The sequence below is a fragment of the Campylobacter concisus genome (assembly GCF_003048675.2).
GTDB classification, from domain to species: domain Bacteria; phylum Campylobacterota; class Campylobacteria; order Campylobacterales; family Campylobacteraceae; genus Campylobacter_A; species Campylobacter_A concisus_F.
Genome location: NZ_CP060707.1, coordinates 564,752 through 580,131 on the forward strand (window position 1 = coordinate 564,752; position 15,380 = coordinate 580,131).

Annotated in this window: 12 protein-coding genes; 11 read left to right on the plus strand and 1 reads right to left on the minus strand. The window is 40.6% G+C overall.

The window, feature by feature from the left end; genetic code table 11:
* Positions 1 to 115 precede the first annotated feature (115 nt).
* From CVT00_RS02880 to CVT00_RS02925, 10 genes are all read left to right on the plus strand, one after another.
* Positions 116 to 2,569, plus strand: a complete 2,454-nt coding sequence (locus CVT00_RS02880; protein WP_107915895.1) for a molybdopterin-dependent oxidoreductase — start codon at positions 116 to 118, stop codon at positions 2,567 to 2,569.
* 88 nt (positions 2,570 to 2,657) lie between these two features.
* Entirely contained in the window at positions 2,658 to 3,764 is a 1,107-nt protein-coding gene (locus CVT00_RS02885) for a D-TA family PLP-dependent enzyme (protein ID WP_107915893.1), read from the plus strand.
* Positions 3,765 to 4,220: 456 nt separating this feature from the next.
* Positions 4,221 to 4,952 (plus strand): phosphatidate cytidylyltransferase, encoded by a 732-nt coding sequence (locus CVT00_RS02890; protein ID WP_103557937.1) that lies wholly within the window; start codon positions 4,221 to 4,223, stop codon positions 4,950 to 4,952.
* Positions 4,934 to 6,043: a 1-deoxy-D-xylulose-5-phosphate reductoisomerase gene (gene dxr / locus CVT00_RS02895; protein ID WP_103557938.1), complete on the plus strand. Its 1,110-nt coding sequence runs from the start codon at positions 4,934 to 4,936 to the stop codon at positions 6,041 to 6,043. Before CVT00_RS02890 ends, dxr begins: the two co-directional genes overlap by 19 nt.
* Entirely contained in the window at positions 6,030 to 7,265 is a 1,236-nt protein-coding gene (locus tag CVT00_RS02900) for a uracil-xanthine permease family protein (protein ID WP_103557939.1), read from the plus strand. Before dxr ends, CVT00_RS02900 begins: the two co-directional genes overlap by 14 nt.
* Positions 7,265 to 8,563: a M99 family carboxypeptidase catalytic domain-containing protein gene (locus tag CVT00_RS02905; protein ID WP_103557940.1), complete on the plus strand. Its 1,299-nt coding sequence runs from the start codon at positions 7,265 to 7,267 to the stop codon at positions 8,561 to 8,563. Before CVT00_RS02900 ends, CVT00_RS02905 begins: the two co-directional genes overlap by 1 nt.
* Positions 8,560 to 9,570 carry a tRNA (adenosine(37)-N6)-threonylcarbamoyltransferase complex transferase subunit TsaD gene (gene tsaD, locus CVT00_RS02910; protein ID WP_103557941.1) on the plus strand — a complete coding sequence of 337 codons (1,011 nt, stop codon included), beginning with the start codon at positions 8,560 to 8,562 and terminating at the stop codon, positions 9,568 to 9,570. The genes CVT00_RS02905 and tsaD overlap by 4 nt, the downstream gene beginning before the upstream one ends.
* A 192-nt stretch (positions 9,571 to 9,762) precedes the next feature.
* Positions 9,763 to 10,506, plus strand: coding sequence for a hypothetical protein (locus tag CVT00_RS02915; protein WP_103557942.1), 744 nt, complete (start codon positions 9,763 to 9,765; stop codon positions 10,504 to 10,506).
* Between the two features lie 203 nt (positions 10,507 to 10,709).
* The gene (locus CVT00_RS02920) at positions 10,710 to 12,791 is read left to right on the plus strand and encodes a dynamin family protein (protein ID WP_107915891.1); all 2,082 of its coding nucleotides are present in this window, start codon (positions 10,710 to 10,712) and stop codon (positions 12,789 to 12,791) included.
* Positions 12,784 to 14,616: a dynamin family protein gene (locus tag CVT00_RS02925; RefSeq protein ID WP_103557944.1), complete on the plus strand. Its 1,833-nt coding sequence runs from the start codon at positions 12,784 to 12,786 to the stop codon at positions 14,614 to 14,616. The genes CVT00_RS02920 and CVT00_RS02925 overlap by 8 nt, the downstream gene beginning before the upstream one ends.
* Before the next feature lie 58 nt (positions 14,617 to 14,674).
* On the opposite strand, the gene CVT00_RS02930 is transcribed toward CVT00_RS02925, so the two are convergent.
* Positions 14,675 to 15,052, minus strand: a complete 378-nt coding sequence (locus CVT00_RS02930; RefSeq protein ID WP_103557945.1) for a restriction endonuclease — start codon at positions 15,050 to 15,052, stop codon at positions 14,675 to 14,677.
* Between the two features lie 62 nt (positions 15,053 to 15,114).
* Between CVT00_RS02930 and CVT00_RS02935 the strand changes: the two genes are divergently transcribed.
* The gene (locus CVT00_RS02935; RefSeq protein ID WP_107915889.1) at positions 15,115 to 15,366 is read left to right on the plus strand and encodes a hypothetical protein; all 252 of its coding nucleotides are present in this window, start codon (positions 15,115 to 15,117) and stop codon (positions 15,364 to 15,366) included.
* The last annotated feature ends 14 nt before the right edge of the window (positions 15,367 to 15,380 follow it).

Consider the following 15,380-nt stretch of genomic DNA (forward strand, 5'->3'; position numbering starts at 1 on the left):
GCAAGTTTGCGTATTACATTACAAGGCCTTTTCATGACAAGATGATACAAAATACTAAATTTATAACTCATAAAACCAACCAAAAACAGTAAATTTAACCAAAATCGGAGAAAAAATGAAAAGACGAGACTTTTTGAGACTTGGTGCCTTAAGCGCAGCAAGCCTTCAAGCAAAAGAGCTTGACGGAGCAGCTCAGGCTCTTTTTGATAAGCAAAGCGGACTATGTGCGAACAAATTTGGCCCATTTTATGTAAAAACTATCGCAGGGCGCGTGGTAGAGACTGAGCCATTTGAGGGGGACGCGTGCCCAAATGAGCTAAATAACGCACTTCTTGATCATATCCAAAACGAAAGCCGTGTAAAATATCCATTTGTTAGAAAGAGCTTTTTGGCTGACCCAAACAACCCAAAGCCAGAGCTTCGTGGCAAAGAGGAGTTTGTGCGCGTTAGCTGGGATGAGGCGATAAAACTAAGTGCGAAAATTTTAAAAGAAAATTTCGATAAATACGGCTCTGAAGCGATATACGGACAGGTTTATCAGTGGGGTAGCCTTGGCAAAGTTGGTCACAGTCAAAAGACCGCAAAGAGGCTACTTAACGTGCTTGGCGGATATGTAAATGAGCTTGGTGGCTACTCATACGGCGCAGCGACTGTCATCATGCCTCATATCACTGGCTCGATCGACCCAACACTAGCACCAACAAAGTGGGAGGCTATCTTAAAAAATGCCAAAACGATCGTATTTTGGGGCACAAACCCAGTCGTTTCAAACAAGATCGCCATTGGCGTGCCGCTTCACAACTCATATAAATACTACGATGAGATCAGAAAAAAGGGCGAGAGCGGCGAGATGAAAATTTATAGCGTAGATGTTTATCACAACGAAAGCGCAAGATATTTTGGCGCAAAGTACCTTGAAGTCGTGCCTTGCACCGATACGGCGATGATGATAGGTATGTGCAACTACCTTTTTGAAAAGGGGCTTTACAGCAAAGAATTTATAGAAAAATACACAGTTGGCTTTGATAAATTTAAAGAGTACATGCTTGGCACAAAAGACGGAGTCAATAAAAACCTAGCTTGGGCAAGTAAAATTTGTGGCGTGAGCGAGCAAGAACTGGCGAAATTTAGCGAGGATCTAGCCAAAAACGACTCAGTCATAGTTAGCGGCTACGCCATACAAAGGCAAGATCACGGCGAGATGGCGTACTGGGCGCTTGTGACGCTAAATGCGATGCTTGGACACATCGGCAAAGAGGGTTGTGGCTTTGTCACAAATGACGGCATGCACAAAAATGCTGATGAAAGCTTCATAGCGCCTAAACTAGCGGCTTTTGAGACGAAGGTGCCACAAAAATTTATTGACAGCGGCCTTGTACCAAAGACTAAGGGCTACGAGCTGCCAAACTCAAGACTCATAGACGCGCTTTTAATCCCTGGCAAGGAAATAACTAGAAATGGCAAGAGCTACAAGCTACCAAAAATCAGAGTGATGTTTAACGCCAACGGCTCGACATTTACAAGGCATCCAGAGACTAATAGAGCGATAAAAGCTATGCAAAAAGTGCAAGCGATCATCACTTGCGAGCCGTTTTGGACGAGCACGGCCAAATTTAGCGACATAGTCCTGCCAGCTGCGCTTGAGTGCGAGCGAACGGACATCGAGATGGCAAACTCAACTAGCGAATATCTCTTTGCCATTAAGCCACTTGTCACGCCATTTGGCGAGAGCAAGAGCGACTTCGAGATCGCAAGGCTCATCGCAAAAGAGTGGGGCAGAGAAGAGGCATTTAGCGAGGGTAAAACTGAGCTGGAGTGGGTCAAGGAAATTTACGAAGATGCCGTTAAAAAGGCCGCTGGGCTTGGATATGAGAGCATGCCAAGCTTTGATGAGTTTTGGCAGAAGGGTTATTTTAGATTTGATAAGGTCGATGAGTCAAAACACTACTTTACAAACTACAAGAAATTCCGCGACGACCCAGTTGCAAATCCGCTAAAAACGCCATCTGGCAAGATAGAAATTTACTCTGAAACGGTCGCTGGCTTTGGCTACGATGACTGCCCACCGCATGCGACTTGGCTTGAGCCATTTGAGTGGCTGGGCGCAAAAAATAAAAAATACCCTATCGCTATCAGCGGTGCGCACTCTAAATTTAGACTTCACTCGCAGTTAAATAACTCTGTTCTTCGCCATTTTAACGAGATCGCAGAGCGTGAGCCAGTGCTCATAAACCCAAAAACGGCCGAGGCTAGAGGGATAAAAATGGGCGACGTGGTGAAAATTTACAACGACAGGGGCGAAATTTTATGCGGTGCATTTGTGACCGAGGACGTGCCACAAAACGTCGTTATCGTGAGCGAGGGCGCTTGGTATGACCCAGATGTGCCAGGCGAGAAGAGCCTTTGCTTGCACGGAAATTTAAACGTGCTCACAAAAGACGTGCCATCAAGCAAGATGAGCCAGAGCAACACCGCCCACACGAGCCTTGTCGAGGTCGAGAAATTTAAGGGCACGCCAAAACGTGTCAGGGCGTTTGACGCACCAAAGATCGGCACAAGAAAGGCCTAAAAGTAACACTTTGAAAATTTAAAGCGCTAAAAGCTATCCTTTTTAAAATAATTAGAGTTAAAATCTAAGAAAAAAGAAAGGATAGCTCATGAAAATCACCGAAATAGACACTCCAGCACTGCTCATAGATAAAGATATAGTGTTAAAAAACTTAGAAAAAATGCAAAAATATGCTGATAAATTTAATGTAAGCTTAAGACCACATACCAAAACACATAAGATGCCATACTTTGCGAAAATGCAAGTGGCTCACGGCGCAAAGGGCGTTACGGTGGCAAAGGTAGGCGAGGCTGAAGTGATGGCAAAAGAGGGGTTAAGCGACATTTTCATCGCAAATGAGATCGTTACAAGGCAGAAATTTGCTCGCATTATAGCTCTCTTAAAATCTGGCGCAAAAGTGAGCTTTGGCGTCGATAACGTGGGCGTTTTAAGGCTCATTGATGAGGTCTTTGGCGAGGCTGGTGAGATAGCTAGGCTACTTGTCGAGATAGAAGTTGGCGAAAACCGCTCAGGCGTCATAGAAGAGGACGATTTTAGAGCTTTGATGAGTGCTTTTAAAGAGTGCAAAAACGTGGAATTTTGCGGCGTTTTCTCGCATGAGGGCCACTCGTACAAGGCAAAAGATAAGCGTGAATGCGAGCAAATTTTTAAAGTGGCAACCATGAGAACGCTAAAATTTGCTGATATCGCGCGCGAGTTTGGATATGAAAATTTTACTGTTAGCATAGGCTCGACGCCATCACTCATAAACGACTTTGAGATACCAAAAGGCGTCACCGAGCTGCGCCCTGGCACATATATATTTATGGATGCGTCGCAGGCAAATGCTTATGGTAGCTTTGATATGAACGCTGCTAGCGTGCTTAGCGTCGTGATCTCAAGGCCGACTGCGACCCGCACGATCCTTGATGCTGGGGCAAAGGCTCTAACAAAAGAGAGGCGCAGTGAGGGCTTTTGCACGACGCCTGGCATGGGGCTCATCGCAGAGCATGAAGTGTGGATAGATAGCCTGTTTGACGAGCATGCGATCATCTTAAACGAGAAATTTGCAAAAAGTGTGCGCGTGGGCGATCTCGTGCGCATATATCCAAATCACATCTGCCCGGTGGTAAATTTGTACGACTACGCCTATCTTGTAAGCGGCGATGAGGTCTGCGAAAAGGTGCCAGTTTTAGCAAGAGGTAAGATAGAGTAAGTAAATTTGGTTGATATATCTGCGCATGCAGTGCTTTAGCACTGACGCATGCACCTCTAACGTGCGAGGGGATTGTGGGATATAAAGGGAGATAAGGGGACGGCTTCGTAATTCAAGTCCCCTTGTCTCCCTTTTGAACAAAATCTTTTAAATTTAAAGTTTATATTCTTAAAAATAGAAATTTAGTATTTTCAAATTTTAAAATTTCATTCACTCGTAAGAATTGGCTACTGATTTTAGGTCTCGCAAAGCTTACCACTAAAATCAGAGCCGAAATTACTCGTTCATGAAATTTAAAAATTTAATAAAACGCATGCAATGTTAAGCTCTATCAAACATCCTTCCATGCTCGTATCAAATTTTCAAACACATTTTAAACCAAATTTCACTCTTATAAACGCCGTCTAAATTTTAAGTGTTATAATTACGGCAAAATAACGATTTTAAGGAGAGTGTATGTCTTCACGCATTATCACTGGCGTTTTGATGTTTGTTGCTATTTTGGTAGTTTTTTTTATAGATAATTATATTTTAAATTTTATTTTGCTTGGCGCTGTGCTTTACTTTGCCTTTAATGAGTCGCTCAAGCTTTATGGCATCGATCACAAACAGCTAGTTTATGCAGCGCTCGCATTTTACGTGCTTACATATTTTACAAATCCGATCTTCATCGCGATCCTTGCGATCATGCTAGTGGCATCTATCCTTGCGCACATAAAAAGCGAAAATTTAAAGCTAGTTGCACCTTTTGTCTATCCAACAACTCCTATTTTTATGATGTGGATGCTCTACTCGGAGTATGGCATGGGCTATCTTGCGTGGCTTATCTTAAGCGTAGTTGCAAGCGATAGTGGCGCATTTTTCGTTGGCAAAGCCTTTGGCAAGCACCCATTTAGCCCAAGCTCACCAAACAAAACCATCGAAGGTGCAGTTGGCGGCGTGGTAGTGGGCACCATAATTGGCTGCGTCGTTGGAAATTTCGTAACAGAAGGCTTTTTTCAAATTCTATTTTCAAGCTTCTTGGTTTGCGTCTTTGCGGTCTGGGGAGATCTCTTTGAGAGCTATCTAAAAAGACTTTGCGGAGTCAAAGACAGCGGCACGCTTTTTCCAGGACACGGCGGTATGCTTGATAGGATAGATGGCTATTTATTTGGCGTTGTTGCGCTACTTTGGTCGCTATCGTGGTAATACTTGGCTCCACTGGCTCGATCGGCAAAAATACTCTAGCGCTCTGCGAGAAATTTGACATTAGCGTCGAGGCACTAAGCTGCGCTAAAAACGTAGCTTTGCTAAATGAGCAAATTTTAAAATTTAAGCCAAAATTTGTCTGTGTGGGCGACGAAAAGCTAGTTAAAAATGTAAAAAATATTGAGCCAAGAAATATCTTTTTTGGCGAGGCTGGACTGCTTGAGATGCTTGAAATTTCAAGCTCAAAAAAGGTGATAAATGCTCTTGTTGGCTTTGCTGGGCTTGCTCCTAGTCTAAAGACACAAGCGCTTGGCAAAAGGCTCGCCCTTGCAAACAAAGAGAGCCTTGTTGTTGGCGGTAAATTTCTAAAAACAAGAGAAATTTTGCCAATAGACAGCGAGCATTTTGGGCTTAAATTTCTACTAGAAAACAAAACTCCAGCCAAAAAACTCATCATCACAGCAAGCGGTGGGGCATTTTATAAAAAACCGATCAAATTTCTAAAAGATGCCACGCCAAGCGACGCTCTAAAACATCCAAACTGGGATATGGGCGCAAAGATAACGATTGACAGCGCGACGATGACAAACAAGCTTTTTGAGGTGATGGAGGCCTACTGGCTTTACGGCATAAAAGATATTGAGGCCGTGATAGAGCCAACCTCAGCCATCCACGCCGTAGTTGAGTTTATCGATGGCTCAAGCACTATGCATCTCTCACGCACAGATATGAAGCTGGCCATTTCGCATGCTATCTTTGAAAAAGTTGAGCAAAATATCGTTTCACACGCAAATTTACTTGATCTAAAAAATATCAAATTTCAGAGGATCAGCCTTAAAAAATATCCAGTCTTTTCTCTAAAAGATGAAGTCTTAGCTAGTCCTGATCTAGGTGTCGTCATAAACGCTGCAAACGAGGTTGGAGTATTTAGCTTTTTAGAGAAAAAGTGCTCATTTTTAGATATATCAAGGCTCATTTTGGGCTCATCTAAAAAATTTAAAGATATAAAAATTTCAAGCATAGATGAAATTTATGAAGTTGATAAAGAGGTTAGAGAATACGCAAAAAGGATGCTAAATGCAAAGGTATGAGGGGTATAAATTTGATCTTAAGCAAAGCTTGATCGGTGTGCAGTTTTTATTTGTCGCCTTTGGTGCGCTCGTGCTCGTGCCTATCCTTACGGGGCTTGATGCAAACGTAGCGCTTTTTACCGCTGGTCTTGGCACGCTGCTTTTTCAGCTAATAACTAGAAAAAATGTCCCGCCGATCTTTCTAGCAAGCTCGTTTGCCTTCATCGCTCCGCTTCAGTACGGCATCGAAAAATGGGGTATACCAGTGACCATGGGCGGAGTTATATTTGCTGGATTTTTCTATGTCGCGCTAAGTCTTGTTGTTCGCTTTGGCGGAGAGAAAATTTTGCATAAAATTTTACCTCCAGTCGTTGTTGGTCCAGTCATCATGACCATAGGCCTCATACTAGCTCCAAATGCCGTCAAAATGGCAACTTCAGCTACTGAGACCTACACTCAAAACGTAGCTATGATGGTAGCGGCCACATCGCTTATAGCCACTATCGTTGTCATGATGCTAGGACGTGGGATGTTTAGACTTATACCGATCCTACTTGGCATCATCGCTGGCTACATCGTGGCTTACTGCTTTGGCATGGTTGATTTTAGCGCCATCGCTAACGCTCCTTGGTTTAGAGTGCCAAGCTTTAGCGCACCAAAATTTGAACTCGAAGCGATCATCTACATGATACCTATCGCCATCGCCCCAGCGATCGAGCACATCGGCGATATGCTTGCTATCTCAAACGTCACAAAAGAGGATTTTTTGAAAAATCCAGGCCTTAAAAATACCCTTTTAGGCGACGGCCTAGCCACCTCGCTAGCTGCTGCCTTTGGTGGTCCGCCAAACACCACCTACTCAGAGGTCACAGGTGCAGTTAGCCTTACAAAAGCGTATAATCCAGCGATCATGACCTTTGCAGCGATCACTGCTATCGTGCTAGCCTTCGTTGGCAAGCTTGGTGCGGTGCTCTCGACCATCCCAGCACCAGTTATCGGCGGTATCATGCTACTACTTTTTGGCATCATTGCAAGCGTTGGCATGGAGACACTTATAAAAAATAAAGTCGATCTTGCCGATCCTAGAAATATGATAATCGTAGCCCTCATCTTCATCTTTGCCATCGGTGGCATGGTGCTTGACCTTGGAGCGGTTAAATTTTCAGGTATCGGACTTGGCGCGGTTACTGGTATAGTTTTAAATTTGCTTTTGCCAAAGACAAAGCATTACGAAGGATATTAATGCGTAAATTTAGACTTTTTCTGGCAGCTCTAGTGGCTGCAAGCCTTGCAAATGCAAGCGCACTGGACTATGCACTTATCAAAAAAGGTGAGCCAAGTAGCAATACTATGCTCTTAATCGGAGGCATACAAGGCGACGAGCCAGGCGGTTTTTTGGCGGCTTCTATCGTGGCGACTGATTATAACATCACAAAAGGCTCGCTTTGGGTCGTGCCAAATTTAAATTTCCCAAGCATCATCGAGCGAAGTCGCGGCACAAAGGGCGATATGAATAGAAAATTTGCCCATGTCGAAAAGGACGATCCAGACTACAACTCAGTGATGAAGATAAAAGACGTCATCACCGACAAAAACGTCACTCTCATCTTAAATTTACACGATGGTAGCGGATATTATAGAGATAAATTTATAAGCAAGGATGAAAATCCAGACAAATGGGGCAACACCTGCATCATCGACCAAAGCACGCTACCAGGCTCAAAGTACCCAGAGCTTGAAAGCATCGCCTCAAGCGTAAAAGACGTGCTAAATAAGCACCTTATAGACCCAAAACATCGGTATCACGTCAAAAATACGCACACCGCGATGGGCGATAAAGAGATGCTAAAAAGCCTCACCTACTACGCTATCACGCAAAATAAGTCAGCCTTTGCAAACGAAGCTAGTAAAAATTTAAATGCCGAGCAAAGGACATATTATCACCTAGTGGCGATCGAAGAGTATATGAAAAAGGCTGGTATTAGTTTTACTAGGCCATTTGAGCTTGATGTAAAAAGCGTGAAAAAGGCGATCGAAAAAGAGATCAGACTTGAGCTATTTGACAGCTACGCTCTTAGCCTTAAAAATTTAAAACCAGTGATAAGCTTCGTGCCATTTAAAAAGGGCGAGCTAAACTACCACTCGCCAAATCCACTAATCGCCGTCATAAAAGAGAATGACACTTACAAAGTGCAGTATGGTAACCGCTCTGTCACAAGGCTAAAACCGCAATACTTCGAGTTTGCAAAGCCGCTTGATAAAATTTCTCTTTTGAGCGATGGCAACGAGCAGGTGCTAAAAAGTGGCGACAAATTTAGCGTTAAAAAGAGCTTTAAAGTAAAATCACTCAAAAACGTGCGCGTAAATGTTATAGGATATGGTACTAAAAGCATCGATGAGAGCGAGCAGGACATCGATAAAAACAGCCTAAACAAAAGCTATAGCATAGATAAAGATGGCAAAATTTACCGAGTTGAGTTTTACAAAAGCGAAAATGGCAAAGAGAAATTTGCTGGCATGATACTAGCGGAGTTTAGATGATACTTGGCATCGAAAGTAGCTGCGATGACAGCTCTGTCGCACTCATAGATGAAGGCACGCTGGAGCAAATTTATTATAAAAAGATCTCACAAGAAGAGGAGCACGCTATCTTTGGTGGCGTGGTTCCAGAGCTTGCAGCGAGGCTTCACACAAAGGCACTGCCAGCACTTTTAAATGATATCTTGCTAAATTTAAAAGATATAAACGCGATCGCCGTGACAAACGAGCCAGGGCTAAGCGTGAGCCTAATAGGTGGTGTGAGCATGGCAAAATCGCTAAGTATCGCCCTAAATATCCCACTAATCGCCGTAAATCACCTAGTTGGTCATATCTACTCGCTATTTTTAGACCGCGAAGCCACCTTTCCGCTTGGCGTTTTGCTAGTAAGTGGCGGACATACGATGATTCTTGAGATTAGCGAAAATGGCGAGATTTTAGAGCTTGCAAGCACTAGCGATGATAGCTTTGGCGAGAGCTTTGACAAGGTGGCAAAGATGCTTGATCTTGGCTATCCAGGGGGTGCTGTGGTGCAGCAAAACGCACTTTTATGCGAGGATAAAGATAGGTTTAAATTTACTGTCCCGCTTCTTTACGACAAACGCCTTGAGTACAGCTTTTCAGGGCTAAAAAACCAAGTCAGAGTTGAAATTTCAAAGCTTGAAACCATCACACAAAAAGATATTGCAGATATTTGCTATGCCTTTGAAAATACGGCTTGCGAGCACATTTTAAATAAGCTTAAAAAGGTTTTCAAGCTAAGAAACTTTAAGCGCTTTGGCGTGGTTGGTGGAGCGAGCGCGAATTTAAATTTACGAAAAAGACTTGAAGCGCTTTGTCAAAAAAATGGGTGCGAGCTTTTGCTAGCTCCACTTGCGTTTTGCTCTGATAATGCTCTGATGATAGCAAGGGCTGGACGTGAGAAATACTTAAAAAAAGAGTTTATCTCACATGATAAGCTAACTATAAATCCAAGGGTTAGCTTTAAGAAGTTTGAGCTAGATATCTAAATTTCCTCAAAAACTTTTATTTAAAATCTTCTATTTTTAAAATTTGAAATAATGCAAATTTGCACTATTTCAAGCTTAAAATTTAAATAATTATTTTAATAAATTATATTTATGTAATTTATTTTAATAAAATCATAATAATTTAAACTTTAGTTTGGTACTATTTTGTCAGATTTACAAAAAGGTAAAATGATGAAAAAGGCTCTATTTCTAGGATTTAGCGCACTTTTATTATTAGTGGGCTGCAAGGAAAGCAATATAGGCATTGTTAAAAACTATATTTTAAAAGGTAATAAATCAATAACGATAGGCTCGGCGATAGATAGCTTTAAAGGTTGCTCAAGTACTCAGTGGCAAGACATTAGTAGCGATGGAAAGAAAGTGGTTAAAGTAAGCTGCGTAGTGGGGAAAAATGTACTTGAAGATGAGTTTAAAAGAAAAAATAATGGCTACATAAAAGCTCTAAATAATGCCAAGGCTGCTCAGCAAAAAAAAGTTGATAACAGCTTGGAGCTAGCACTTGATAGCGCAAATAGCATATTAAAGAACGGTAAAAGCATAGATAAAGAGACTATTTTATCCATCGCAAACAAGCACTGTAAATTTGATCCGACGAAAGAAAGCGCTAGCTATATAGCCTCTGTTAGCTGTGACCTTGAGTTTAAAAATGAGCTTGCTCAAATTTTAGATATCAAGCAAAAATGGGTCTTTGACAACGTCGTAGTCCAAAGCAAATACGCTGCCTACTACTCGCAAAAAGAGCCAGAAGTGATCTATTTTGGTGAAAATACTAAAAAGATAAATGAGAGAGTTATTGAGCTTACCTTCATGATAAATAGCGATAAAAGTGTTAATATCTCAAAGGTTACAAAGATAGATGACGGCGATACGAAAGATATAAACCGCGGTTTGGTTGCGATGTTTTATGCAAGATAAATTTTGCTACTAAAATAAATATATTTAAGTTTAAAAGTATTACATTTTAAAAGCATGCTCTTGCTTATTTTGATAAGAGCAAATTTGTTATTTTGAGAAGTTAAAATTATATTTTACCATCTACTAAAGCTCGTAACTCTTCTTTGATAGCTTCATAAGTAAAAATTTAATAAAATCCTAAAATATCAACAAAAAGAGTCTTTATGGATGAGTTTTTAAAACAGGCTTGGCGTGCAAATAAAATTTATACAAATGCTGCTGCTAGCGTGCCATTTTACCCAGATCTGCTAGCTCTTCTTCTAGTTTGCGACGAGAAAAATTTAGATCAGTTTATGGCGCTTGATGAGTTTAGAGCGGTGCTAAAAAGGCTTAAGGTTGAGCTAGATATATTTAGCATACAAAGTGCGCAGCTTGCGACTCTTAAGGCACTAAATGAGGCTAAAATTTCAAGCGATGAGATAGTAAAATATCTAGAAATATTGCGTGATGAAAAGATCATAGATGATGAGAAATTTGGCTTTTTAGAAAAGATCATAAGCAAAAACAAAGGGACTAATGAGGCTAAAATTTCTCATATAAAGCCAAAAGATCACTTCCATAAAAACCTAGACTTTTTAAATGAGATAAACAAAAAAGCAAGCTTGTTTGATAATGAAAAAACATTTTTAGAGGCGCTTGTGGCAGCCAAAAAAAGATCAAACGAAACGCTTTTTAACATAGCTGCAAGCGGCGTCATAAACTCTGGCAAATCAACCCTTTTAAACGCCCTTTTAAACAAATCCGTCCTTGGTGCTTCAAACGTGCCAGAAACGATAAATTTAACCATTTTAAAATACTCCAAAGATAGCTTTGCAAGGGTAAATTTTTACACCTTAGATGAGCTTTTAGCACTTGGTATACCAAGCGAAAATTTGCCAAGCAAAAGCGTAGATATCGGCATAGATGAGATAAAAAACTACACCTCTTCAAGCTCAAAAACAGCAAATCTCGTAAAAAGCGTCGAGCTTTATGACGACTTGGAGCTTTTAAAGGACAACGTCTGCATCATAGACACGCCAGGTATCGATGATGCGGTGATTTTAAGAGAGCAGATCACTACAAATTTTATGAAAAAGTGCGACCTTTTAGCCCACCTAATGAACGCCTCACAAAGTGCCACGCAAAAGGACGCGCTATTTTTGAAAAAATGTCTTGAAAACTCGCATATCGTAAGGCTTGCCGTGGTGCTAACTCACGCTGATGAGCTAAGTGCCAAAGAGCTAAACGAGACGCTAAACTACACTAAAAAAGCGATCGGCGAGCAGATAAATGGCGTGGAGATTGATTATTTTGCGCTTAGTGCAAAAAGCTACTTAGAAGGCGCTGCAAATAGCGGTGTAGAGGAGTTTAAAGACTATCTTTACGAGGTGCTCTTTGGCAAAAACTCTAAAAAATCAGCCCTTATCTTAAGCTCGTATCAAAAGGAGCTAAAAAATATCCTAAATAACAAGCTTGAAGCTACTAAGGCTGAAATTTTGTCGCTCAAAGCTTATGAGGTGGAGCTTAAAAAGCTTCAAAATGAGCAGGCAAGCGTTAAAAACGCACTTAGTGAAAATTTCTCTAAACTTGAAAGTCTAACTCAAAATGAGCTTGCAAAGCTTGAAAGCAGCAACACCAAAAATATCTATAAAATGGGGCTTGAGACGCTTTTACAAAACCTAAACGACAAGGTAAAAAGCGAGATAGCCTACTGTAAAAGCAAAAAGCAAAGCTTAAATTTAGAGCGACTAGAGCAGATCGCAAAAACGACGCTTCGTGACGGTGTGATGGCACTTATGAGAGAGGCTAGAAACGAAACTTTAGTGCAAACAAGATCGTGCGAGCAAAATATCGCTTTAAATTTTGATGATTATGTGATGAGTAAAGATGAGGTTTTTAACATCAATGACTTTTTAGAGCAAATGGGCGTAAAGCTTGAATTTAAGGAGCTTTTAGCTGCATTTAGAGCGAAAATTTCAAGTGATGCAAGTGAAGCACTTTTAGGCTTAAAAGAGGGCTTGCTAAAAGATAAAAATATCTCCCAATTTTGTGAAATTTTAACTGATCATGAAAAAAATCGCCTTTTATACCTCATAAAAACCTATGAAAGCGCTCAAAAAGCCACGCTTGATAAGAGGCTAAAAGAGCTAGATCATGAGCTAGAAAAGCTTAGCTCGCAAAATCAAAACTCACTTTTAAAACTAAAAGAGCAAAACGCCTTGCAAGATGAAATTTGCTCGCTTTTAGGGGAGCTAGAAAATGTTTAATGAGTTCATAAATGCCTATAAGGCGAGATATTTTAAGGTTTTTACAAGCGACTTTAAGGGCGAGCTAGCAAGGCTAGTAAATGAGCTAAATGATCCAAGTCTGCACGCAAGCGATGAGATAAAAGAGAGCCTAAATTTACTAATCGACACTCTAAATGAGCCACCTCTCATCGCCGTCATCGGGCAGTTTTCAAGTGGCAAATCAACATTTTTAAACGCTCTGCTTGGACAAAACATCTTGCCATCAGGTCTAACGCCTGTCACGGCAAAGGCTGTGCGGCTAAAATTTGCAAAGATGCCGCTTCTTAGCGTGAAATTTACAAATGGCAGCGAGAGCTTGCTAGCTAGCAGCGAGCTTGCCCAGCTAAACGCCATGAGCGAGCAGATAAAGAGCATGACACTTTACGCGCCAAGTGAAATTTTAAAAGAGGTAAATTTCATCGACACGCCAGGGCTAAACTCGCTAAGAGATGCCGACACAAAAGAGACCAAAAACACGCTAAAAAAGGTCTGTGGTGCGATCTGGCTAAGCCTTGCAAATAACGCAGCAAAGGCAAGCGAGCTTGAAAGTGTAGAAGAAATTTTAAGGACAAACGACCTAAAAGCGCTTTGTTTCATCAACCAAAAGGACAAGCTTAGCAAGGACGAGCTTGAAAGTTTGCTAAAGCACGCTAGGCAAACTTATGGCGAGCTTTTTGAAGATATCATCGCCATCTCGTCAAAGCAGGCGCTAAATGGCATCACAAATGAAAACAAGGGCGAGCTAGAAAGCTCAAATTTTGCTAAAGCACTAAGCGCGGTAAAAGAGGCGTTTTTAAACACGAACTTTAAAGAAAATTTCATAAAAGCAAGGGCGAAAAAGATAGTAAATTTTTTAATCGCTGAGCAAGAAAATCGCCTCAAAGTTTATAACGCAGCTGGTGAAATTTTAGATAAATTTAATGGCACGCTTGAAGAAAAACTAGAAGCGATAAAAGAGGAGTTTAAGCCTAAAATCGCCCTGCGATATAGCGATATGAGCGAGGCTATAAAGCTTGCAAGCGATGAGGTTTTTAAGCTACTTAAGCCATTTTCTAGGACAAAATTTAACCCAGTAAAGACGCTTTTAAACAAAGAAATTTATAAGCGTGAGAACTTTGAGATGATAAGCCTTGACACGGACGAGGTCTTTTTAAAGCTCATCTATGAAGATATCGTCTTTTCTAAATTTTTTAAACGCTACAAAAAAGATCTAAAAGAGCTTGAAAACGAGATCATATCGGCTTTTGATGAGCTTTATAAAAGCTTAGAAGATGAGCTTTTTATTTACAAATCTCGCTATGAGAGTTTTAACCCATTTGATGAGTTTGCCTCAAACTACGAGACAAAATCTATAAACACCTACGCTGGCAGAACCTATGAGAACTTCTTAAGAGAGTATGAAAATGCCAAATTTAAGGCGACACAAAAGATATCGCTCTTTTTTGAAAAGCTTGACGTAAAGGTCGCATCAAACTACGAAAATGCGCTTAAGCTTGCGGTTTATTTTCTAAAGCAAAAGATCGAAAACTCGCTAAATTCGCACCTGCAAATGGGCACACCGCTTTACATCCCGAGCGCAAAAGAGGTTTTTGATCGCATGCTAAATGCCTTTAGCCTTTATGAATTTGACGATCTTATGTGCTCAAACAACTCGTTTTTAAATAAAACTTTGCTTGATATAAAGACCGAATTTAATGAAATTTACGCCCAAAAAATAGCGATGCTTGAGCGCCTAAAAGCAAAACCAAAAGAGCAAATTTTAAAGCTAGAAAAACTGCAAGAGAGTTCGGTGATATTAAAGTAAAATTTGACTTCAAACTGCACATGTGAGCGCCTTGCAAATTTTAAATTCGCTAGCATTTTTAAAAATTATTTTCATCAAAAAAGTCGGTGTCGATCTTGCAAATTTCATATATCTGACTTGTTTGAACGCCTACTTTATACTTTATCATTAGCTCAGCCAGTCTGTCTCCATCTATCAAGACTACGCTAAAGTTTTGACTATCTTTGGCAAACGTTTGGGCCTCTTTTGTAAATTTTGCTGTAGTGATAAAGACGCCTTTTTTAGTATTTTTGTTTGAGATAGCGCCGATGAACTGCTGGATCTCTTGCCTGCCTATGTTGCTGCCATCTTTATATCTCTTTGCTTGGATGTAAATTTTAGAAAGTCCTAGCTCATCCATGATGCCATCTATCCCACCTTCTGGACCTTTATTTATAAGTTCAGTCCCATAGTTCATTTTTCTAAAATGCTAGATAAATTTTCATCAATTTTTGTAATCTTAAAAGCTATAATCACCGCATGAAATACGTAAGCCTAACAGAGTTTTTCTCTGAAAATATCAACTTATTTATAAACGTAATCGCTTCATTGTTTGCGATATTTTTTTGCTTTAGTGTTGGCTTTGGTCTTTTGTTTTTTATTACCTTGCCGCTTGGCTATATAATGGGCATAGTCTTGTCGTTTCCGCTTTTAATATTTATCTTTTTCTTATTTGCAACGCTAGACATTTGTATCTGCATCTTGGTGTCTGTTTGCAGAGTTTTTAAATAAATTTGGGGCTTTTT

What these genes read in the sequence shown, in the direction of transcription:
- CVT00_RS02880 (WP_107915895.1), top strand. Translation starts at nt 116, where the DNA reads ATGAAAAGACGAGACTTTTTGAGACTTGGTGCCTTAAGCGCAGCAAGC.
- CVT00_RS02885 (WP_107915893.1), top strand. Translation starts at nt 2,658, where the DNA reads ATGAAAATCACCGAAATAGACACTCCAGCACTGCTCATAGATAAAGAT.
- CVT00_RS02890 (WP_103557937.1), top strand. Translation starts at nt 4,221, where the DNA reads ATGTCTTCACGCATTATCACTGGCGTTTTGATGTTTGTTGCTATTTTG.
- CVT00_RS02900 (WP_103557939.1), top strand. Translation starts at nt 6,030, where the DNA reads ATGCAAAGGTATGAGGGGTATAAATTTGATCTTAAGCAAAGCTTGATC.
- CVT00_RS02905 (WP_103557940.1), top strand. Translation starts at nt 7,265, where the DNA reads ATGCGTAAATTTAGACTTTTTCTGGCAGCTCTAGTGGCTGCAAGCCTT.
- tsaD (WP_103557941.1), top strand. Translation starts at nt 8,560, where the DNA reads ATGATACTTGGCATCGAAAGTAGCTGCGATGACAGCTCTGTCGCACTC.
- CVT00_RS02915 (WP_103557942.1), top strand. Translation starts at nt 9,763, where the DNA reads ATGAAAAAGGCTCTATTTCTAGGATTTAGCGCACTTTTATTATTAGTG.
- CVT00_RS02920 (WP_107915891.1), top strand. Translation starts at nt 10,710, where the DNA reads ATGGATGAGTTTTTAAAACAGGCTTGGCGTGCAAATAAAATTTATACA.
- CVT00_RS02925 (WP_103557944.1), top strand. Translation starts at nt 12,784, where the DNA reads ATGTTTAATGAGTTCATAAATGCCTATAAGGCGAGATATTTTAAGGTT.
- CVT00_RS02930 (WP_103557945.1), bottom strand. Translation starts at nt 15,052, where the DNA reads ATGAACTATGGGACTGAACTTATAAATAAAGGTCCAGAAGGTGGGATA.
- CVT00_RS02935 (WP_107915889.1), top strand. Translation starts at nt 15,115, where the DNA reads ATGAAATACGTAAGCCTAACAGAGTTTTTCTCTGAAAATATCAACTTA.